General features: G+C 60.4%; 19 protein-coding genes. 13 read left to right on the top strand and 6 right to left on the bottom strand.

Annotated elements, in window-relative coordinates; translation table 11 throughout:
* Positions 1 to 38 precede the first annotated feature (38 nt).
* From ACIPY9_RS15285 to fliF, 6 genes are read right to left on the bottom strand one after another with little or no spacing between them, the layout of a single operon-like run.
* Positions 39 to 1,499, bottom strand: a complete 1,461-nt coding sequence (locus ACIPY9_RS15285; protein ID WP_400702704.1) for a flagellar hook-length control protein FliK — start codon at positions 1,497 to 1,499, stop codon at positions 39 to 41.
* 8 nt (positions 1,500 to 1,507) lie between these two features.
* Entirely contained in the window at positions 1,508 to 1,978 is a 471-nt protein-coding gene (fliJ, locus tag ACIPY9_RS15280) for a flagellar export protein FliJ (RefSeq protein WP_400702701.1), read from the bottom strand.
* Positions 1,979 to 1,995: 17 nt separating this feature from the next.
* Positions 1,996 to 3,387: a flagellar protein export ATPase FliI gene (gene fliI / locus ACIPY9_RS15275; RefSeq protein WP_400702698.1), complete on the bottom strand. Its 1,392-nt coding sequence runs from the start codon at positions 3,385 to 3,387 to the stop codon at positions 1,996 to 1,998.
* Positions 3,384 to 4,106, bottom strand: a complete 723-nt coding sequence (locus tag ACIPY9_RS15270) for a flagellar assembly protein FliH (protein ID WP_400702695.1) — start codon at positions 4,104 to 4,106, stop codon at positions 3,384 to 3,386. Before ACIPY9_RS15270 ends, fliI begins: the two co-directional genes overlap by 4 nt.
* Positions 4,099 to 5,100 (bottom strand): flagellar motor switch protein FliG, encoded by a 1,002-nt coding sequence (gene fliG, locus ACIPY9_RS15265; RefSeq protein ID WP_400702692.1) that lies wholly within the window; start codon positions 5,098 to 5,100, stop codon positions 4,099 to 4,101. Before fliG ends, ACIPY9_RS15270 begins: the two co-directional genes overlap by 8 nt.
* Complete coding sequence (gene fliF / locus ACIPY9_RS15260; protein ID WP_400702689.1) at positions 5,093 to 6,826, bottom strand: flagellar basal-body MS-ring/collar protein FliF; 1,734 nt, start codon at positions 6,824 to 6,826, stop codon at positions 5,093 to 5,095. The genes fliG and fliF overlap by 8 nt, the downstream gene beginning before the upstream one ends.
* A 262-nt stretch (positions 6,827 to 7,088) precedes the next feature.
* Between fliF and fliE the strand changes: the two genes are divergently transcribed.
* The 13 genes from fliE to ACIPY9_RS15195 all read left to right on the top strand — a co-directional run bounded on the left by fliE (position 7,089) and on the right by ACIPY9_RS15195 (position 19,918).
* The gene (fliE, locus tag ACIPY9_RS15255; RefSeq protein ID WP_400702686.1) at positions 7,089 to 7,409 is read left to right on the top strand and encodes a flagellar hook-basal body complex protein FliE; all 321 of its coding nucleotides are present in this window, start codon (positions 7,089 to 7,091) and stop codon (positions 7,407 to 7,409) included.
* Positions 7,410 to 7,577: 168 nt separating this feature from the next.
* Positions 7,578 to 8,987, top strand: coding sequence for a flagellar filament capping protein FliD (fliD, locus tag ACIPY9_RS15250; RefSeq protein WP_400702683.1), 1,410 nt, complete (start codon positions 7,578 to 7,580; stop codon positions 8,985 to 8,987).
* A gap of 25 nt (positions 8,988 to 9,012) precedes the next feature.
* Positions 9,013 to 9,414 (top strand): flagellar export chaperone FliS, encoded by a 402-nt coding sequence (fliS, locus tag ACIPY9_RS15245; protein ID WP_400702680.1) that lies wholly within the window; start codon positions 9,013 to 9,015, stop codon positions 9,412 to 9,414.
* 2 nt (positions 9,415 to 9,416) lie between these two features.
* On the top strand, positions 9,417 to 9,788 hold the full coding sequence (locus ACIPY9_RS15240) for a flagellar protein FliT (protein WP_400702677.1): 372 nt from the start codon (positions 9,417 to 9,419) through the stop codon (positions 9,786 to 9,788).
* 330 nt (positions 9,789 to 10,118) lie between these two features.
* The gene (gene flhD, locus ACIPY9_RS15235) at positions 10,119 to 10,454 is read left to right on the top strand and encodes a flagellar transcriptional regulator FlhD (RefSeq protein WP_400702674.1); all 336 of its coding nucleotides are present in this window, start codon (positions 10,119 to 10,121) and stop codon (positions 10,452 to 10,454) included.
* 3 nt (positions 10,455 to 10,457) lie between these two features.
* Positions 10,458 to 11,024, top strand: coding sequence for a flagellar transcriptional regulator FlhC (gene flhC / locus ACIPY9_RS15230; RefSeq protein WP_400702671.1), 567 nt, complete (start codon positions 10,458 to 10,460; stop codon positions 11,022 to 11,024).
* A gap of 144 nt (positions 11,025 to 11,168) precedes the next feature.
* Positions 11,169 to 12,077 (top strand): flagellar motor stator protein MotA, encoded by a 909-nt coding sequence (gene motA / locus ACIPY9_RS15225; RefSeq protein ID WP_400702668.1) that lies wholly within the window; start codon positions 11,169 to 11,171, stop codon positions 12,075 to 12,077.
* A gap of 5 nt (positions 12,078 to 12,082) precedes the next feature.
* Positions 12,083 to 12,985, top strand: a complete 903-nt coding sequence (gene motB, locus ACIPY9_RS15220; RefSeq protein WP_400702665.1) for a flagellar motor protein MotB — start codon at positions 12,083 to 12,085, stop codon at positions 12,983 to 12,985.
* Positions 12,986 to 13,087: 102 nt separating this feature from the next.
* Positions 13,088 to 14,257 carry a flagellar biosynthesis protein FlhB gene (gene flhB / locus ACIPY9_RS15215; RefSeq protein WP_400702662.1) on the top strand — a complete coding sequence of 390 codons (1,170 nt, stop codon included), beginning with the start codon at positions 13,088 to 13,090 and terminating at the stop codon, positions 14,255 to 14,257.
* Entirely contained in the window at positions 14,254 to 16,347 is a 2,094-nt protein-coding gene (gene flhA, locus ACIPY9_RS15210) for a flagellar biosynthesis protein FlhA (protein WP_400702659.1), read from the top strand. Before flhB ends, flhA begins: the two co-directional genes overlap by 4 nt.
* Positions 16,344 to 18,632, top strand: a complete 2,289-nt coding sequence (flhF, locus tag ACIPY9_RS15205; protein WP_400702656.1) for a flagellar biosynthesis protein FlhF — start codon at positions 16,344 to 16,346, stop codon at positions 18,630 to 18,632. The genes flhA and flhF overlap by 4 nt, the downstream gene beginning before the upstream one ends.
* Complete coding sequence (locus tag ACIPY9_RS15200; RefSeq protein WP_400702653.1) at positions 18,629 to 19,111, top strand: hypothetical protein; 483 nt, start codon at positions 18,629 to 18,631, stop codon at positions 19,109 to 19,111. The genes flhF and ACIPY9_RS15200 overlap by 4 nt, the downstream gene beginning before the upstream one ends.
* 114 nt (positions 19,112 to 19,225) lie before the next feature.
* Positions 19,226 to 19,918 (top strand): RNA polymerase sigma factor FliA, encoded by a 693-nt coding sequence (locus tag ACIPY9_RS15195; protein WP_400702650.1) that lies wholly within the window; start codon positions 19,226 to 19,228, stop codon positions 19,916 to 19,918.
* Positions 19,919 to 19,925 lie beyond the last annotated feature (7 nt).

Below are 19,925 nucleotides of genomic sequence, written 5' to 3'. Positions count from 1 at the left end.
CAGAGTAACGGCGGTATCTTCCTGTTTTGATTTGGTATTCAGACGTACAGATCGACGCCTCGCGTGCCCACGACCAGGTTCTGGACCGGAGCCTCTTCGACCTCCAGGGCAGAGTCCGCAAGGCCTGCGGAGGTACTGGCTTCCCCGGTTGGCGCATCGCGCCGGGCTTGCTGGCCGGCTGCCTGACGCGAAGACTCGTCGCTGACCGAAGCCTGGCCCAGAGTGATGCCCTGAGAGGCCAGCGCATCGCGCAACTGCGGCAATGCCTGTTCCACCGCGGCACGGACCGAAGCGTGGGCCGACTGGAACTGTGCCTGGGTGTTGCCATCGTTGAGGTTGAGGCTGATGGACAGCGGGCCGAGGTCGGCAGGGTGCAGCCTCAGGTCCATCTGTTTTTCGCCGCGCTTGATCATGTCGATCACTTGCTGACCCAGATCGCTCTGCCAGTCTGAGGAGCCAATGGCCGCCGAAAGCGTCAGGCCGTTACCGGCAACCTTGTCGGTGCCCGCCACACCCGCGCTGTTCAGGGTCAGCGACGCGAGGCTGAAACTGCTGGGGGTCTCGCTGCCGGTCGTGCTGTCGGCCAGGTTATCCACAAGGGCACTGTCAGCCGAAGCGTTCACGTCTTGCACCACAGAGGCATCCAGGCCTGTCAGCGTCTGGACAGTGTCCTGATCCTGGAGCTGGCCGGACATGTCCGGATCGACCTCCAGCGGGGTGTCGGCCGAAGCCATGATCGACGACTGAAGGTTTGCACTGACGTTGCTCAAGGCAGCGGCGTCCTCCGGCAACGACCCGGTATCACCGGCACCGTCCAGGCCGGTCGCGACGGGGGCCGCGACCTGTACCGGGATGGCCTGCACAACGATCATCGAGGACGCATCGAGCTGGCCGGCTCTCTGAATCAGGTCCATGCGCTGACGAATGTCGTCCAGCGTGCTGTCACTGCTGTCGGTACCGTCTGTGGTATCGGCATCGGTATTGGCGACGATGGCCTCTGCCGAGGCATTAAGGTCCAGATCGAAAGCTTCTTCCGTGATCGGCGTCCCCTCTTCAATCTCGTTGAAAACCACTGGCTGGCTCGGTGGCTCAACAACCGGTGCGGGAGCGGCGGGTACAGGCAGTTCGACCGGTTCGGCTTGCAGGGCTGGCTCCGCCTCCACCGGCACGGCCTGCGCCAGATCGGTTTCCTCGGCAGCCTCCGAAGCCGTTGCAGTCTTGCTGGCCGTTTTGCTGGAGGCAGTGGAAGCCGTTGTACTTTTCGGCGCAATTTGCACGATGTTCGCGTCAGTTGAGCTCGTCTTGTCGGCTTGTGCCTGAGTGGTGCTGGCAGCCGAGGCTGGTGTGGCTGAGCTGGCCGAAGCGCTGTCGCTCGACGCCTCGCTGGCCTGGCTGAACGCCAGTGAGAACGGTTCGGCAGCCGAACTCCGGGACGCACTTGAAGCGCTGGCCTGAGTCGATGCAGCGGACGAGGAAATAGGCGAAGCGATGATATCCATGGTGTCCCTTAAAAGCGGCGATCGATGGAGGACGAGAATTGGGCGGACCTTCGGCGTAACTGACTGGCCATCTCATCCGTTTGCCGTTGCTCGACGCGTCCGGCGTGCAGTTTTTCCTGCGAGGCACGACGGCTCAGCAAGGCTTCGATGGCGTTGACCTTTCGCCACTCCTCCATCCAGTTCTGCTGGTGCTGGGCCACCTGTTTACGCTGGCGCTCCAGACTCTTCTGCGCACGATCGACGGCGGCCTCCAGCGAGTTGAGAAAGCCGCGGTAATTGGTGAGGGTCGAAGGGCTCATGCCGTCCTTGTGCAGTTCCTGTTGCAGGTTCTGCCGGTATTCCTGGTGGTATTGATCGAGGGTTTGCAACTGATTGACGATCTGCTGTTCAGTGCGACGGCTCTCGGCCAATGCGCGTGCGGCAGCATCCCGGGCCTTGCTGGCCAGGTCGATCAGAAGCTCAAGCGATTCGTTAGCCATCACTGATTACTCGCCAGTCATTTGCCGGGGAACAACAGATTGAGTCCGTGAACGGTTTCTTCCACGCTGGCCCGATCGTTGATGCGCTGTTGCAGAAAGCGTTCGAGGTGCGGGTACAACGCCACGGCACGGTCCAGTTGCGGATCATGGCCAGGCGCATAGGCCCCCACGCTGATCAGGTCGCGATTGCGTTGATAACGGGACAACGCCTGCTTGAGCTGCTGCGCCTTGCGTTGCTGCGACTCGCTGACAATGGCGGTCATTGCCCGGCTGATCGACGCTTCGATATCGATGGCCGGGTAATGCCCGCTTTCGGCCAGGTGACGCGACAGCACGATATGGCCATCCAGAATCGCCCGCGCCGAATCGGCAATCGGGTCCTGTTGGTCATCGCCTTCGCTGAGCACCGTGTAGAACGCCGTGATCGAGCCTCCACCGGGAGGCCCGTTGCCTGTACGCTCGACGAGCTTCGGTAGCTTGGCGAATACCGACGGCGGATAGCCTTTGGTCGCGGGCGGTTCTCCCACGGCCAGGGCGATTTCACGCTGGGCCATGGCGTAACGGGTCAGCGAATCCATGATCAGCAGGACGTCCTTGCCCTGATCGCGGAAGTCCTCGGCCAGCCGGGTCGCATAGACCGCGCCTTGCAGGCGTTTCAGTGGCGACGTATCGGCCGGAGCCGCCACCACCACGGAACGACTCAAGCCTTCGTCGCCCAGAATGTTATCGATGAAGTCCTGCACCTCGCGGCCCCGCTCACCGATCAGCCCCACCACGATCACATCGGCTTTCGTGTAACGGGCCATCATGCCCAGCAATACCGACTTGCCGACGCCGGAACCGGCGAACAGACCCAGACGCTGACCACGACCGACACACAGCAAGGCGTTGATGGCCCTGATGCCGACATCGATCTGCCGATCGATTGGCGCACGTTTCAGAGGATTGAGTGGCTGGGTGTGCAGACTGGCGTGATGGGCGCCGGGTAAAGGCCCCTTGCCATCCAGCGGCTGGCCGCTGCTATCCAGAACGCGGCCCAGCAGCGACATGCCCAGAGGAAAGTAACGGGCACCCGTCGCGCCATCGAGAAAGTCATCCGAGGCAAAGACCCTGGCACCGGGTTGCAGGCCGTGAATCTCTTCCAGCGGCATCAGATAGAGGATGTCACCCGCAAAGCCGACCACTTCGGCCTCGGCATAGTCAGGTGTAGAACCGGTCTGGCCTTGCACCGTCAATTCAATACGGCAGGCTCCGCCCAGAGGCAGGCGCAAGCCGACCGCCTCCAGCACCATGCCCGTCGCACGGATAATCCGCCCGCTGCGCATGTAATCCGCAATCCGCAGCCGTTCGCCCTGAAAGGCATCCAGCACGCTGCTCCAGCGATCCACATGCCGGTTGCCGGAAATCATGGTTTATCGCCGAGGATCGACACCGCGTCGTCCAGTGTGCGGTCGGTGTTGCGGCTCAGCATTTCCCAGCGTGACTGGCGCGTGGCGTCCATCTCACCGCTGGCGCTCACCACCCGGCAACCGCCAGGCAGGATCGTGCTGTCGCCCTGCAAGACCCAGCCTGCGGCCTCGATCTGCCCGGCCAGACTGCTTTGAACCAGTTGCAGATCGTCCGGGTTCAGCCACAGGCGCGGCTTGCCGGTCAGTTCCGGGTTGCCGTTGAGCATTTTCTGAACAATTGAAATCACCTGCTCCGGCTGCGCAGTCAAGGCTTCGCCTGCCAGTTGCCGGGCGGTGTCGAGCGCAATGCGCGTTAACTGTCGGGCGATGTGGGCATCCATCTGCCTGAGCGCCTGATCGAAGTTCTGGCACAGCTCCAGCAGAGGCTGCAAGGTCTGCACGATCTGCTGTTGCAGCTCCACGGCTGCCGCCTGACGCCCTTCGCTCAGGCCCTGTGCATAACCTTGCTCCACACCCTGGGCATGGCCGACCTGCTGCGCTTCACTGACCGTTTTTTCCCGCAGCACCTGCATTTCCAGCTTGTGCTGAAAGGCCTGCTTGCGCAGTTGTTCACGACGGCTCATGTCGGGATCGAGCACAGGTGCTTCGTTGCTGCCCAGCGGATCCATCTGCCAGGTCTGCCAGCGATTGCCCTCCGGCGCCGTTGTGTTATCAGACATAAGCGTCATTACCGCGTGCGGTCACGATCTCGCCGCTGTCGGACAAGCGCCGGACAATCTGCAAGATGGCCTTCTGTTCGGCTTCGACCTGCGACATGCGAATAGGCCCGCGTGCTTCCATGTCCTCGCGGAACAGCTGCGAAGCACGTTGTGACATGTTGTTGAGGAACCGTTCGAGCAAGGCTGGCGGCGCGCCCTTGAGCGCAATGGCCAGCGAGTTGTCCTCGACCTGCTGAAGAATCATCTGGATGCCGCGGTCGTCCACTTCGATGAGGTTCTCGAACAGGAACATCTCGTCGAGGATCTTCTGCGCCAGGTCTTCGCTGTGCTGGCGTACGGTATCGATGGCCAGTTCTTCGTGGGCGGAATTCATCAGGTTGAGGATTTCCGCCGCCGTTCTTACGCCGCCCATCTTGCTGCGCTTGAGGCTCTGGCCGTCGAGCATCGAACTCAGGACTTCCGTCAGTTCCTGCAACGCCACCGGCTGTACGCCACTGAAGGTCGCGATCCGCAGAACGATGTCGTTGCGCAGGCGGTCAGGCAGCAGCTGGAGAATATCGGAGGCCTGATGGCGCTCCAGGTGCACCAGAATGGTCGCGATGATCTGCGGATGCTCGTCGCGGATCATTTCGGCCACCATCGACGCTTCCATCAGGTTCAGCTTGTCGATGCCCGAACCGGTGTTGGTGCTTTCCAGAATGTCGTCGATCAGGCTGGCAGCACGCTCGCTGCCCAGGGCCTTGGTCAGTACCGCACGAATATGGTCGCTGGTCTGGATGTTGATGGCCGCGTATTGATCCGTCTCGTCCATGAACTCTTCAAGGACCTGACGCATTTCTTCGTGGGACACCTGGCTCAGGCGTGCCATTTCCATACTGATGGTTTCGACATCGTTACTGGGCAGGTACTTGAGGACTTCCGCCGCACTGTCGGCATCCAGCGACAACAGCAGAATGGCGCTGCGGCGCGAGCCGTTCATCTTGGTGCTAGTCATTTTTCTTCATCCACCCGCGCACGATCATTGCAACCAGCCTCGGGTCTTCGACCGCAATCTGTTGCAGGCTCAGCAGGTTCTGTTCATACAGCGCCGACTTGCGAGGCAACGCATGGGGCACGCCATCCTGATTGGAAACCATGACCGCCGTACCGGCGGAACCCATGGCCGTTGCGACCAGCGAAGTCCCCGGCTCGCCGTTCTCGTCCTGAATGGCCATCCGGTTCATCGCCGCATTGCGACGCTGCATCGGCCTGAGAACCAGCAGCCACAGGCTCAGGGCCGCAAACGCCACCAGCAGATAGCGCATGGCGCTCGTCAGCAGGTTGTAGGCTTCAGGGGTTTTCCACCAGGGTTGCTCGGTAGCGGCCACGTCTGTCTCGACAAACGGGCTGTTGATGACTTGCAGCGCATCGCCACGGCTTTCGGTGAAGCCCATGGCCTGACGGACCAGATTATTGATGTTTTCCAGTTCTTCCTTGCTCAACGGCTCGGGGGTCGGCACACCGTCCTTGAGCACCGTGCGGTAGTTGACCACCACCGCCGAGGTCAGGCGCTGAATGCTGCCCTGGCTCTGTTTGATGTGTTCAACGTTGCGATCGACTTCGTAGTTGATCATCCGCTCGCTTTGCAGCGTCTTGGGCTTGGCGGGTGCAGCCGGTGCTGCTGCCGTGGCATTGGCTGCGGCGTTGGCTGCCGGAGTCGGTGCATTCGCACGGGTCGGCGCAGGGGTATTGGGCGGGCTGTTGGTCAGGGCACCCGGCACACCGCCCGCCTCTTCACCTTCCTGAGCCTGCTCGGACACCTGCTTGCTGCGCACGGCGGCAACATTCGTGTCCTGGTTGGGCGCATAACGTTCGGCCGTGCTTTCGCGGGCCGAAAAATCGATCTGGGCCACCACTTGTGCATGAACGTTCTGGCTGCCCAGCAACGGGGTGAGGATGTCTTCAATACGCTGCTGATAGGAACGCTCGACTTCCCGCACATAGGTCAGTTGCGAGCCATCCAGCCCGTTGTTGCTGCCATTGTTCTGGGTCAGAAGGCGACCATTCTGATCGACGATGGTGACCGCATCGACGCTCAATTCCGGCACGCTGGAAGACACCAGATGCACAATCGCATTGGCCTGGCTCTGGCCCAGCTCACGGCCGGCCTGAAGCGTCAGCACGACGGACGCTCGCGCGGCTTCGCGGTCGCGTACGAAAACCGACTGTTTGGCCATGACCAGATGCACGCGGGCCTTGGACACCGGCCCCAGGGATTCGATGGTGCGCGACAGCTCACCTTCCAGCCCGCGCTGATAATTCAGGTGCTCGGCAAACTGGCTGACGCCGAATGCCTGCTTGTCCAGCAACTCGAAACCGATGCTGCCGCCCTTGGGCAGGCCTTGCTCGGCCAGTTGCAGGCGCAGAGCGTTCATCTTGTCGCCGGGCACCATGATGGTGTTGCCGCCTTCACTCAGGCGGTAAGGAATATTGCGTTTATCCAGTTCACCGATGATTTGCCCGCCGTCCGCTTCACTGAGACCGGAAAAGAGCACTCGGTATTCGGGCTGGCGCGCCCACAGCAACAACGCGACCAGAATCGCGATGGCCGCGGCACCGGCCAACAGCATGGGGAGCAAGGGCTGGCTGCGGAACAAGGTCAGCAACGCTTCCAACGGCCGGGCCGAAGCACTGGTCGGAATGAGTTTTTGAGCGCCTTTGGCCGGGGCTGCGGTACTCACGAACACCTCGATAGCGAGGATAGGGCCTGTACGAAAGACATTGCAGAGTCCGGTAGCGGTAGTAGTCGATCAGGTATCCCGAATCGTTGCAAAACCCACAGGCACAGAAACGATCAAGGACAACTGGCAGGACTTCATTCTCGCGAAAATGCCTGAAGCTAAAGGCCGGAAAAGCCAGCTGTTTTGTGGTCAATTGACCGAATGTGCAGGACGCCGGGCTTGGTAATCTGCTGGCCACATCGCTACATACGAGTCTTGTGCCATGAATTCGTCCGCCCTCAACAATGCCTTGCAGCAACTGACCCTCCTTGCCCAGCAAGCCGAAGGCGCGAGCCCTCATGGCCTTGTTACCGGCTCGGCCAGCGGTTTTGCCGGAGAGCTGCAAGCGTCGCTGTATCGCATCAATCAACTGCAGCAGACCGCCACCAGCCAGTCCAATGCCTTCCAGGCTGGCAGCGAAGCGGTGTCGCTCAGCGATGTGATGGCCGACTCCCAAAAGGCCAGCGTTGCCTTTCAGATGGGGGTGCAGGTGCGCAACCGCTTGCTCACTGCCTATAAGGACGTCATGGCCATGCAGGTCTGATGGACTCAATGGCCAGCCGTGTAAAGACGCGGCCTGCCAAAAACTCCACCCCGTCCCTAAAGACGGTATTCACGGTTGCCGATGTTGCGTTCAAACGCACCCCTTTCAGTGTGAAACGGCACCTTGCCCCCAGGCGAGGCCAGCCCACAAACCAGGACGGATACGCACATGGCAACCACTACATCCACTTCTACCTCGACGGCGACTATCACTTCCCTTGGCGTGGGCTCCGGCCTGGATCTGGACAGCATTCTGGAAAGCCTCGAAGAGTCGAAAACCGTCAGCCTGCTGGACCCGATCACCGCCCAGGAAGAATCGGTAGAAGCTGAAATCACGGCCTATGAATCGCTGACCAGTGCATTGACCAGCCTGCAGACCGCCGCCGAAGCGCTGGCCGATGAAAGCCTTTATGAGTCCCTGACCACGACCCTGTCCGGCAGCGGCGTAACGGCAGCCACGACCAGTGAGGCCGAAGCGGGAACCTATACGCTGGCAGTGACACAACTGGCCCAGTCACAAAGCCTGACCACCGATGGCGTCGAGAGCAAGACCACGGCACTGGGCACCGGCACTCTGACCATTCAGGTCGGCACGGAAGACGCCGTCTCGATCACCCTGGACAGCAGCAACAACACGCTCGAAGGCATCCGCGATGCCATCAACGCCTCGGATTCCGGTGTTACCGCCTCGATCGTCAATGACGGCAGTGACACCCCCTATCGCCTGGTACTGACCTCGGACAATACCGGGACCGAATCCGAAATGACCGTGACCTACACCGGCACGGACAGCACCGACACCGCCTCAAGCCTGTTCGGCTATGACGGTACGTCCGGCAACATGACCGAGACGGTAGCCGCCCAGAACGCCGAACTCACAATCAACGGTATTTCCATCACCAGCCAGAGCAATACCGTCGAAGAAGCACTGCAAGGCGTCACCCTGAGCCTGACCGAAACCAGCACTTCACAGACCCTGACCATCGCTCAGGACACCGACTCGATTCTTGAAGCCATCACCGCCTTCGTCGATGCCTACAACTCCTACGTCTCGGTCGTAGACGAATTGACGTCCTATGACGCCGATACCGACACGGCAGGCGAACTGCTGGGGGATTCGACCACTCGCCGCATCAGCAGCGAACTGAGCTCGGACCTTTACAGTGCCGTTGAAGGCGGGACTTACAGCTACCTGTCCCAGCTGGGTATTTCCCTGGAAGTCGATGGCACCCTGACGATTGACGAAGACGCGCTGACGGAAGCACTTGAAGGCGATGTCGATGCCGTCGCTCAATTCTTTGTCGGCACCGATGACACCACAGGTTTCATCGAACAGATCACGGCTGACCTGGATAACTACCTGGACGAGGACGACGGCCTGATCGCCGCCCGGACCGACAGTCTGGAAACCAAGCTCGAAGAGCTTGAAGAGCGCTATGAGGAAAAGCAGGCCCTCATCGACTCTGAAATGGAACGCTGGACCGAAGAATTCACCCAGCTCGATACCCTGATATCGGAGCTGACCTCGACTGCCGACTATCTGACGACCCAGTTCGATGCACTGAACAGTGACGATTGACGGCCTTAATGCGGAGCAACACTAGATGAGTTCCATTCGCGGCGCGAATGCTTACGCCATGGTTGGCGTGGAGAGCGGGATTTTGTCCGCTTCTCCCCACCAAAGGATTGTGATGCTGTTCGACAGCTACCAGGCGTCGATTCGCGTCGCACGGCTCCAGATGCAGGCCGGCAATATTGCGGAAAAGGGCAAGGCGATCACCAAAGCGATCAACATCGTCAGCAAGGGGCTGCGCGCTTCGCTGAATCATGAACAAGGAGGTGAAATTGCCGTTCAGCTCGACGAGCTCTACGACTACGTCGTTCGTTTGCTACTTCGAGCCAATCTCAATAATGACGAAACAGCCCTCATAACAGCCGCCGACCTGCTCAGCAATGTCGCCGCGGCCTGGTCAGCCATTGGTTCGCACATCGAGCAAGAGCGATAGACATGATGCAAGCACAAGTGATCGCCGCCTATAAACAACTACTCGAACAATCCCGGCGCATACTCGAATGTGCTGAAAGGGCCGACTGGGACGGCATCTTCGACCTTAAGTCGCAGGGCCTTATCGACGCGGCTTATTTACGTCGCGTCGAGAACGAAACGAAACTTGACGATGCCGCTCAACAACAGAAATTTGAACTAATGAGTCAGATAATAGAGCTGGACAGTCAGGTCAATCAGTTCTTGCGGGCCCGACAAGATGACCTGGGGCAACTCATGCAAGTTAATCGCCGTAAAAGTGATTTGAATCAAGCGTACCGAATACCCTCAGACAACGTGGTATCAATGAGACATCACTTGTATCAGAAAAAATAAGATGTGCCTACAGACTGCATCAAGCCTGGAAACATTCGTCTGAAAAGATCAATCAAGTACGAAAATTCCTTGAAAACCGACAACTAATAGTCCGGCTCAATCTGTTATCGTGCGTTTATATTAATACTTTAGAAAAAAATAAAACGGGTATTCATGGCCTGCAAGTGGAAGGCCGAGCGTGTGAATAACCCTATTAAAGACACGACATGACTTTTTCCTACGGGGAAAAAGCACACAACTTTAGTTTTTGTCGATGTTCGGCACCTGTCTGCTGGCGGCCACCCTTTTTTTGGCGTGTCCGAACTGTAGTGTCCATGGGAGGATAGAAAGTTGCCACATGCCAACACCGGGCTTGAAGATATTCAGGATCTGAATCTCTCGTACTTGCTCCTGGCTCAGAACCTGCTGCGTAAAGATCGGGAAGTTGCCATTTTTCGCCTGAAATTAAGCGAAAAGATGGCGGACTTGCTGATCAAGTTAAGCAGCAAGCAAATGACCCAGCTGGCACGAGTCAATCAGCTGATTTGCCGCCCCGTCTTCGAGGAAACGGAACGCCTGACCCGAATTCTGGGCAACTCACGCGAACTGGGAATGGTGGAAATTCATTCTGCGCTGCTGATGGCCTCCGCAGATCGCTCGGGCGATATTCGCACCAGGGAAGGCTGAACCATGCAAGAGAAAAGCCTGGTCACCGAAATGCAGCAAGTGCAACTGGCCATCGAATTGATCGAGCTGGGTGCACGGCTGCAGGTGCTGGAAACCGAAACCTCGCTCAGCCGAGGCCGACTGATCCGGCTGTACAAGGAAGTCAGGGGCGTTTCCCCACCCAAGGGCATGCTTCCCTTCTCCACCGACTGGTTCGTGACGTGGCTGCCGAATATCCATTCGTCCCTGTTCTACGGTATCTACCGCAGCATGATCGACATCAGCGGGCACCGGATCGACGCCTTCGTCAAAGCCTATCGCCTTTACCTGGAACAGGTAGGCCCTCAGGAAGGCGAACTGGTGCTGGGGCTCACCCGTGCCTGGACGCTCGTGCGCTTCTTTGAAAGCGACATGCTCGAGCTGATCCGCTGCTCGTGCTGCTCAGGCGAATTCGTCGCCCACTCCCATGCTCCGGCACAAAACTACGTCTGCGGCATCTGCCAGCCGCCCTCGCGCGCCGGCAAGACCCTGAAGCGCAGAGAGATCGATACTCAGATCCTCCAGGCCCTGCCTCCTGTACGCAAAGCCTGATCTTCGCGAATGAATTCGCTCCCTACCCCGCTGTAGGAGCGAATTCATTCGCGAACACGGTTTTTCCAAACAAAAAATTCAAGTTTTCCGGGTCCCTGCCGATATCCAGCAGGTCACCTATTTCTTGAATTTAAGGAACGACCCGTGCTCATCGCATTAGGACTTATCGTTGTACTCTTGTCGGTGTTCGGTGGCTTCGTTCTGTCAGGCGGCAGTCTGGGCCCACTGTATCAACCGACCGAATTGCTGATGATTGGCGGTGCCGCCATCGGCGCGTTCATCGCCGCCAACAATGGCAAGGCCATCAAGGCCACGCTCAATGCCATCTCACACTTCAAGCGCAGCACCCAGTACGACAAGACGTTGTACATGGAGCTGATGGCCATGATGTACAACCTGCTGAGCAAAGGCCGTCGCGAAGGCATGATGGCCCTTGAGCGCGATGTGGACGACCCGACACAAAGCCCGGTGTTCAGCCAGTACCCTCGTCTCGCCAGCGATCCGCTGATCATCAACTTCATCACGGATTACCTGCGCCTGCTGATCAGCAGTTCGATGCAACCCCATGAACTCGACGAACTGATGCTTCATGAAATCGAAGAGTTCGAGCACGAAGCAAGCCTGCCTTCCGATGCGTTGTACAAGGTCAGCGATGGCTTGCCAGCGTTCGGTATCGTAGCGGCCGTCATGGGTGTGGTCAAAGCCTTGAGTGCGTCAGGCGTCGGCCCTGAAGAAATGGGTCAGATGATCGCTCACGCCCTGGTCGGTACCTTCCTGGGCATTTACCTGGCCTATGGCGTGGTCGCGCCACTGGCCAGCCGTATCGACCGTCAGGCCGCCGAATGTACCAAGATGCTGCAATGCATCCGGGTCACGCTGCTGGCCAGCCTGCAAGGGATGCCGCCACAACTGGCCGTGGAATTCGGCCGCAAGGCCCTGCATGCCAGCGAAAGGCCCAGCGCGCTGGAGCTGGAAAGCTATGTACGGGGCGGTGGCACGACCAATAATGCGGCCACTGGCAACGCAACCAACACCGCCCAGTCCGGGGCCTGATCAGCATGAGCGATCAACAGATCATCATCCGGCGCAAGAAAAAGGCGAAACACGGACACCATGGCGGCGCCTGGAAAATCGCCTTCGCCGACTTCATGACCGCGCTCATGGCGCTGTTTCTGGTGTTGTGGGTGCTGTCCAACGCCAGCAAGCAGGACAAGGACGCAATTGCCGAATACTTCAGCACCCCCTTGCTGGTGGCCATGAGCAAAGGTGATCGTAACTCCGCCAGCACCAGCGCCATTCCCGGCGGCGGCCCGGACCAGCGCTTTACGGAAGGTGAACGCGCCCGCATGGACCAGCGCCCCAAACGCCTGTCCAGCGAAGAACGTCGCCATCTGGAATCGCTCAAGCGTCGCCTGGAAAGCGCCGTCGATCGGGACCCTCAACTGCGGGAACTCAAGCAGCAGATCGCCATAGAACTGAGCCCGGAGGGCCTGCGCGTGCAGTTGCTCGATACCGACAAGCGTCCGATGTTCGAGCTGGGCAGCGCCAATGTCGCGCCGCATCTGCGAAAACTGCTGAGAACCTTCGGGCCTGTGCTCAACGAACTGCCCAACCGCGTCCAGATCAGCGGACACACCGACAGCCACCCTTATCCCGGTGGCGAAGCGGGCTACAGCAACTGGGACCTGTCCGCCGACCGCGCCAAGGCCTCTCGCCAGGAACTGGTGGCCGGTGGTCTGGAATCGGAAAAGCTGCTGCGTGTCTCAGGCATGTCCGACCGCATCCGCTACCACGGTGCAGGTCCTTACGATGCCGCCAACCGGCGTATCGAGATCATCGTTCTGGACAGCCGCGTCGCGGAAAGAATCCTCTCTCAGGACGAATATGGAACCGCCGAGGACAGCGCAATGCCGCCCGCAAAGGCCGCTTCAGGCAGGCCGACGGAGCAAACGCGACATTAACGCTCGATTGTTAGTCGTGTTTCCACGATCAGTGCTCTCTGCTGCTGCGCACAATACCGCCTTTGACATGTCGCGCGGGTCGCCGCAGGCGCCTGGAGAGCCATGGCCGAGACCAGCAGAGAGGACAAGACCGAAGCGGCGACGCCGCGACGAATAGAGAAGGCCCGTGAAGAGGGCCAGGTCGTTCGTTCTCGCGAAATGAACACATTCATCATGCTGCTGGCCGGCATCGGCGGGTTGTGGCTCATGGGCGGCAAACTCTATGACAGCCTCGGACGAGTCATGGAGCAGGCGTTGCTGCTCGATCGCACACAACTGTTCGATACGGCCCGCATGCTCAGCGCACTCTGGTCATTGAGCCAGTCCGCCCTTTTCGCACTGGTACCGTTCTTCGCCCTGATGGCCCTGGCTGCGCTGGGTGCTCCGGCACTGCTGGGCGGGCTGGTGATCACACTCGCCGCCGTGCGCCCCAAATTCTCAAGGATCAACCCGGTCAGCGGGCTGGCGCGCCTGTTTTCCGTGCAAGTGCTGGTGGAGCTGGCCAAGGCTATCGCCAAGGCCTCCTTGATCGGTCTGGTGGCCTATCTCTTCCTCAAATCACATATCGATGAGCTTCTGTCCCTGCCGTACATGCCCGCGACCCAGGCTCTGGCGTCTGTCATGGCGTTGACGGCCAAGGCCTGCGTCATGTGCGTGGCTGCGCTGATCATCGTGGTCGGCATGGACGTGCCCTATCAGTTATGGACTTACGCCAAGAACCTGCGCATGTCCAAGGAAGAACTGCGCCAGGAACACAAGAACTCCGACGGCGACCCGCATATCAAGGCCCGGATCCGTCAACTGCAACAATCCCGCGCCCGACGCCGGATGATGAGCAAGGTGCCCAAGGCCGACGTCATCATCACCAACCCCAGCCACTTCGCCGTAGCCCTGTCTTATCAGCGGGAGCAGACCGGCGCGCCGAGGGTGGTGGCCAAAGGGGCCGACGATGTGGCACTGCGCATTCGCGAAATCGGCATGGAGCACAACCTGCCCATGCTCGAAGCGCCACCGCTGGCCCGCGCCCTGTACTTCCACGTCGATCTTGATCGTGAAATTCCTGCCGAACTGTACACCGTTGTCGCTGAAGTGCTGGCCTGGGCCATCCGCCTCAAGCGCGTCAACGAGTATGGCGGCGATATTCCCCCGACGCCGGTGAACCTGTCCGTGCCATCCGGCATGGATCAGCGTGGTCCGCGTCATGCAAAACCTGAGGATGAACAGAACCCATGAAAGGAATGACCGATTTCCTCGGCCCTGACTCCTGGCTGGCCAGAACCGACCTGAAGATCATGACGGGGCCCGTGCTGATCATCCTCATCCTGTCGATGATGATCCTGCCGCTGCCGACCTTTGTCCTGGACCTGCTGTTCACCTTCAACATCGCGCTGGCGATCATGGTGCTGCTGGTGAGCATGCTCACCGAGAAACCCCTGGATTTCTCGGCCTTTCCGTCCGTTCTGCTGTTCACGACCCTGTTGCGCCTGTCGCTCAACGTGGCGTCGACACGGGTGATCCTGATGGATGGCCACAGCGGTCCGGACGCTGCGGGCAAGGTCATCGAAGCCTTTGGCGAGTTTCTGGTGGGCGGTAACTTTGCCGTGGGCCTGGCCCTGTTCCTGATTCTGGTCACCATCAACTTCATGGTGATCACCAAGGGTGCGGGGCGTATTGCAGAGGTCGGCGCACGCTTTACGCTGGACTCCATGCCCGGCAAGCAGATGGCCATCGACGCCGACCTGAACGCAGGCCTGATCGGGGAGCCGGAAGCCCGCAAACGCCGCAAGGAAGTGGCACAGGAAGCCGACTTCTTCGGTTCCATGGACGGTGCGAGCAAATTCGTGCGCGGCGACGCCATTGCAGGCCTGGTCATCATGGGCGTCTGCATCATCGGCGGCCTGGCCATCGGCATGCTGCAACACGATATGGCCTTCGCCGAAGCCGCCCACACCTACACCCTGCTGACCATTGGCGACGGCCTGGTCGCGCAGATTCCAGGCCTGGTCATTTCCATTGCCGCCGGTGTCACGGTGTCGCGGGTCAACACCGAAGAAGACGTGGGCCAGCAGATGATGGGCCAGCTCTTCAGCCGCCCCAAAGTCCTGATGCTGACCGCCGGCGTGATGGGCTTGCTCGGGATGGTGCCCGGCATGCCTAACGTGGTGTTCCTGATGCTGACCGCCTTGCTGGGCGGGCTGGGCTGGTGGTTCTCCCAGCAGGAAGCGACGCCTGTGGAAAACTCGATCCAGAGCGCCCCGGTGAAATCAGCCTCGCAAAGCACCGAAGCCACCTGGGATGACGTGCAACTGGTAGATACCCTGAGCATGCGCGTAGGCCATCGGCTGATCCAACTGGTCGATGCGCGCCAGCAAGGCGAGCTGGTGACCCGAATCAAAAGCCTGCGCAAGAAGTTCGCCCAGGATGTGGGCTTTCTGCCGCCCGTGGTCCATGTGCGCGACAAGCTGGAGCTGTCGCCCAACACCTACATCATCAGCCTCAAGGGTGTGGAGATCGGGCGCGGGGAAATCTTCCCCGGCAAATGGCTGGCCATCAATCCCGGAAAGGTCACGGGCAAGCTGGAAGGCGAAGCTGCGGTTGACCCGGCCTTCGGCCTGCCAGCCATCTGGATCGAGTCGAGCCTGCGCGAGCACGGGCAGATCTATGGCTACACCGTTGTCGATGCCAGTACCGTAGCGGCCACTCACCTCAACCATTTGCTGCACCAGCACGCCAAGGACATGCTCGGGCGTGGCGAAGTCCAGAAGCTGCTGGACAAACTCGGGCCGGACAGCAAAGGGTTGATCGACGAAGTGGTGCCCAAGATGGTGCCCATGACGATCCTGCAACGGGTGCTGCAAAACCTGCTGGAAGAGAACGTTTCGATCCGCGACATGCGCACCATTCTCGATGCCCTGGCCGAGCATGGCGGAGCCCAGCAACCGCCCGATATTCAGGAGCTGACGGCGGTCGTTCGGGTCGCCCTGGGTCGCTCGATCGTCAACCAGCTGTTCGCCAACAAGCCGGAACTGAAAGTCATCGGGCTGGACTTCAACCTTGAGCAGGTGTTGATGCAGGCAGTGGGCAACGGCGGATCGCTGGAACCCAGCCTGGCCGACAACCTGATGCAGCAGACCACACTGGCCCTCAAACGTCAGGAAATGAACACCGAACCGCCCGTTCTGGTCGTGCCCAACAAGCTGCGACCGGTGCTGTCGCGCTTCCTTCGTCGCCGTCTGCGCCACCTGACGGTGATCTCCCTGAGCGAAGTGCCGGATGACCGCACGCTGCGCATGATTAACGTTATCGGAGGAACACCCAAATGAGTGCTCAACGATTTGTCGGTGCCAACAGCCGCGAAGCCATGAACCAGGTGCGCATGGTCCTGGGTGAGGACGCCCTGATCCTGTCGAGCCGCATGACCGACGAAGGCGTCGAGATCATGGCCCTGGCCGATGAGCCGCCCTCTCCGGAACCCACCGCCTCTCCTCTGGACACCTTCGCCCAGGCAGACGACAGCCCGTTACCGGTCAGCCCGCACCATGCTGCCGCTGCGTACGCCAGCCAGACAGCGAGCCATTCGATCACCCCGATAGCCGATGCGCCGTCAGCGGGCACCGTTCCCGCACCGGCCATGGATTTCGCTGCGCTCAGCGAACGCCTGCTCAACGAAATTCAGGACATGCGCCAGCTCATCGACCGGCAGGCTGAACGTCCGACCGGCGGCCAGGGCCAGCGCCCATCCTTGCTCAAATGGCTGCTCGATGCCGGTTTCAGCCCAGACCTGAGCGAAGAAATACTGGGGACTTTGCCTGTGCAACTTGAAGGGCTGGATGCCACACCGGCACGGCTTCAGGCCTGGTTGTCGCAGAAATTGAACAGCCATTTGAACCAGTTGGCCAACGAAGCCGATCTGTTCGACAGCACGCGCATCATTGCACTGGTCGGCCCCACCGGTGTGGGTAAAACCACCACCACTGCAAAGCTGGCTGCCCGTTATGTCATGCGCCACGGGGCCAGCCAGGTGGCGCTGGTCACGACCGACAGCTTTCGTATCGGTGCTCACGAACAATTGCGCATTTATGCACAACTGCTGGGTGTCGAACTGCACGCCCTGACGCCTGCGGCCCCGCTCGATCAGTTGCTGGCCGGACTTATCCACAAGCGTCTGATCATCATCGACACCGTGGGCATGAGCCAGCGCGACCAACGTCTGGTGACGCAAATCAATCAGCTGGGCTCGAGCGGCCGGGCCTTGCGCCTGATGCTGGTGCTCAATGCGGCCAGCCATGGCGATACCCTTGAGGAAGTGGTGCGAACCTATCGGGATGCCGCCCACAAGGCCGGTTGCAGCCTCGATGACTGCATCATCAGCAAATGCGACGAAGCCGCACGCATGGGACCCGCGCTGGATACCGTGATCCGGAACGGCTTGCGTCTGAATTACCTGTCCACCGGGCAACAGGTGCCGGAAGACCTGCAACTGCCGGCCTCTTCGTCCTTTCTGAAGCAGACCCTGGATACCTCTGTTCCATCCCGGTTTGCGGCCAGACCGGTAACCTCTACCGCCCAACGGCTGGATGCCCTGGTGCGCGGCTTGCTGGGCCAGAGCCGGGTCATTGCCAGCCTGCGCGACAACCTGACCCGGCAGATCGTCGGCTTCGACCCGTTGCTCGAAGCCTGGCCATTGATGGGCATGCCACAGGCCCTGCAAGAACAGCACTGGGCGGCCTTTCTGAACGCTCAGGAGCTCGACGCACCCGCCAGGCCAGACGGCCAGCTGCTGTGGGGCGCACCTCGCCCCTTGCCCGGCGCAACCTGGAACATGCCGTTGCTGGCTGTGGATAACCTCGGTCAGTTGCAGGTACGCCCCTGGCTGGCCCATCGATTACCGATCGGAGCCCAACCACGCCTGGACTGGTGCCAGAAGCGCTGGCCAGCGCATCGGCACCTGTGGACAACTTGCCCGGACACCACGACCCTCGATGCTCTGGGCCTGGCCGATCAGTCATGGTGCAGCGCCGTCAAAGGCAGCCAGCGCGTGATGCATCAGGGCGAGCGCCAGCGCCTCGACTCGCTTGTGGCACACAGCGAAGGCTTCGGTTTCCGTGAGCTGAGATACCGTGCTCGCAACGTGCGCCTGAGCCTTCGTCACCTGGCGGTCAATCGCATCGGGGCGAAGCAGGAACCCTTGCGAGCCTGGTTCGGCACCTTGCATGACAGCCATGGCGGTCAGCTTCTGGGGCAACGCTGGTGGCTGGCGGGAGGAGCATCGGCTCTGGATAGCCAGGCGCACGCGCTCACCCTGCAATTGACCCACGATGAACTGGCCACACTGACCAGCCGCGCCGGGAAATGGCTGGCTGAAATCCAGCCACACCAGCATGCCGAACTGCGCCAGTACCTGGCCGCCGGACTGGCGGCCACGGCCATGCGACTGACCAACGACAACGATGACTGGGCCTTCCAGGCCAGGGCTCAATTGCTGGGGCTGCTGCCCAGGAAACAGGCCGCCAATGCCTCGGGAATACTCGAAGGCCTGCTGCATCTGTTGACGGTCAGTGACACCTTCATGCGCATGGACAGCCCACAAGACAGTGTCTGCGCATGAACACCCCGGACAGTTGGCCCGAACTGGACCAGGCCGCAGGATTGCGGCGCTGGGCCGAACAGAACCGCACTCATCACCCGGTCGAAACACCCACGCCCACACCTCGGCCGGATCGCACATTGATGCTGTACGGCTCCGCGCATCTGGCAGGACAGGCCCGACAAACCCTGGAGCGCTGGCATCGTCAGGGCCACAAGTGGATCGGCCATCCCGACCGCTGGCACGTGCAGCCTGTGGATAAGTTGAGCGACAAAAACCTTCAACACCTGCGCTGGGGGCTGTGGATAAAAAACGATCCCGACGCCTTTCGGCAGACGTTCAGAACCCTGCGGCAGTTCAGCGAACACAAAGGACCGAACTGCCTGCTGGCCCTGCATGAAGGCTTTGCGTCACAGGATGGCCTGCTCAACAACCTGCGCGAGGCTGCCCGGCACTATCTGGGCATCCGGTTGCTGGTCGTCGATGAATGGACGCGCTGACTTCGCTCCCGATGGGTTAAACGGGGAATATGTCGTGTCGCACATGGCTGTTCCACGCTTAATCGCCCCGGAGGAGCGGTAATAATCCTGACCTCACCACTCCGAGCGGGCACGATGTATACGGCACAGGGCAAGATGAACCAGCAGGAATTGCTCAAGCAGTACCTGCCCTTGGTCCGGCGGCAAGCATTAGGTCTGAAAACGCGATTGCCTGCCAATATTGAGCTGGATGACTTGATTCAGGCCGGCAGTATCGGTCTGCTCGATGCCATGACCCGCTATGACGTGGATGTCGGTGCCACCTTCGGAACCTTCGCGTCACAGCGTATCCGCGGCGCAATGATCGACGAGCTGCGCACCCGCGACTGGGTGCCCCGCAGCGTGCGACGTAACGCGCGGGCGCTGGAAGATGCCATTCACCGTGTGGAACAAAGCCTCGGGCGTCCGGCCAAGGAACGCGAGATCGCGGCCGCCATGGGGCTGACGCTCGACGAATACCATCAGGTGCTCAACGACACCAATGGCAGCCAGATGCTGCCGATCGACGATCTGGGCGAAGACCATATCGACGCGATCAGTTCCAAGCACATCACCCCCTTCGCAGAGCTGGTCAACGACCGCAATCGCCTTCACCTCATCCGGGCCATCGATGCCGTTCCGGAACGGGAACGCTTGCTGCTCGCGCTCTGCTACCAGGAAAAACTCAACCTGCGGGAAATCGGCATGGTGCTGGGCGTCAGCGAGTCGCGGGCCTGCCAGTTGCACAGCCAGGCCATTGCCCGGCTGCGGACCAGCATGGCCGAGTAGCAACCTG

Source organism: Pseudomonas sp. NPDC089734, assembly GCF_044748865.1.
In the GTDB taxonomy this organism is placed as follows: Bacteria; Pseudomonadota; Gammaproteobacteria; order Pseudomonadales; family Pseudomonadaceae; genus Aquipseudomonas.
Note: the sequence above shows the minus strand (reverse complement) of the source record. Positions and strands in the feature narration are given on the sequence as shown.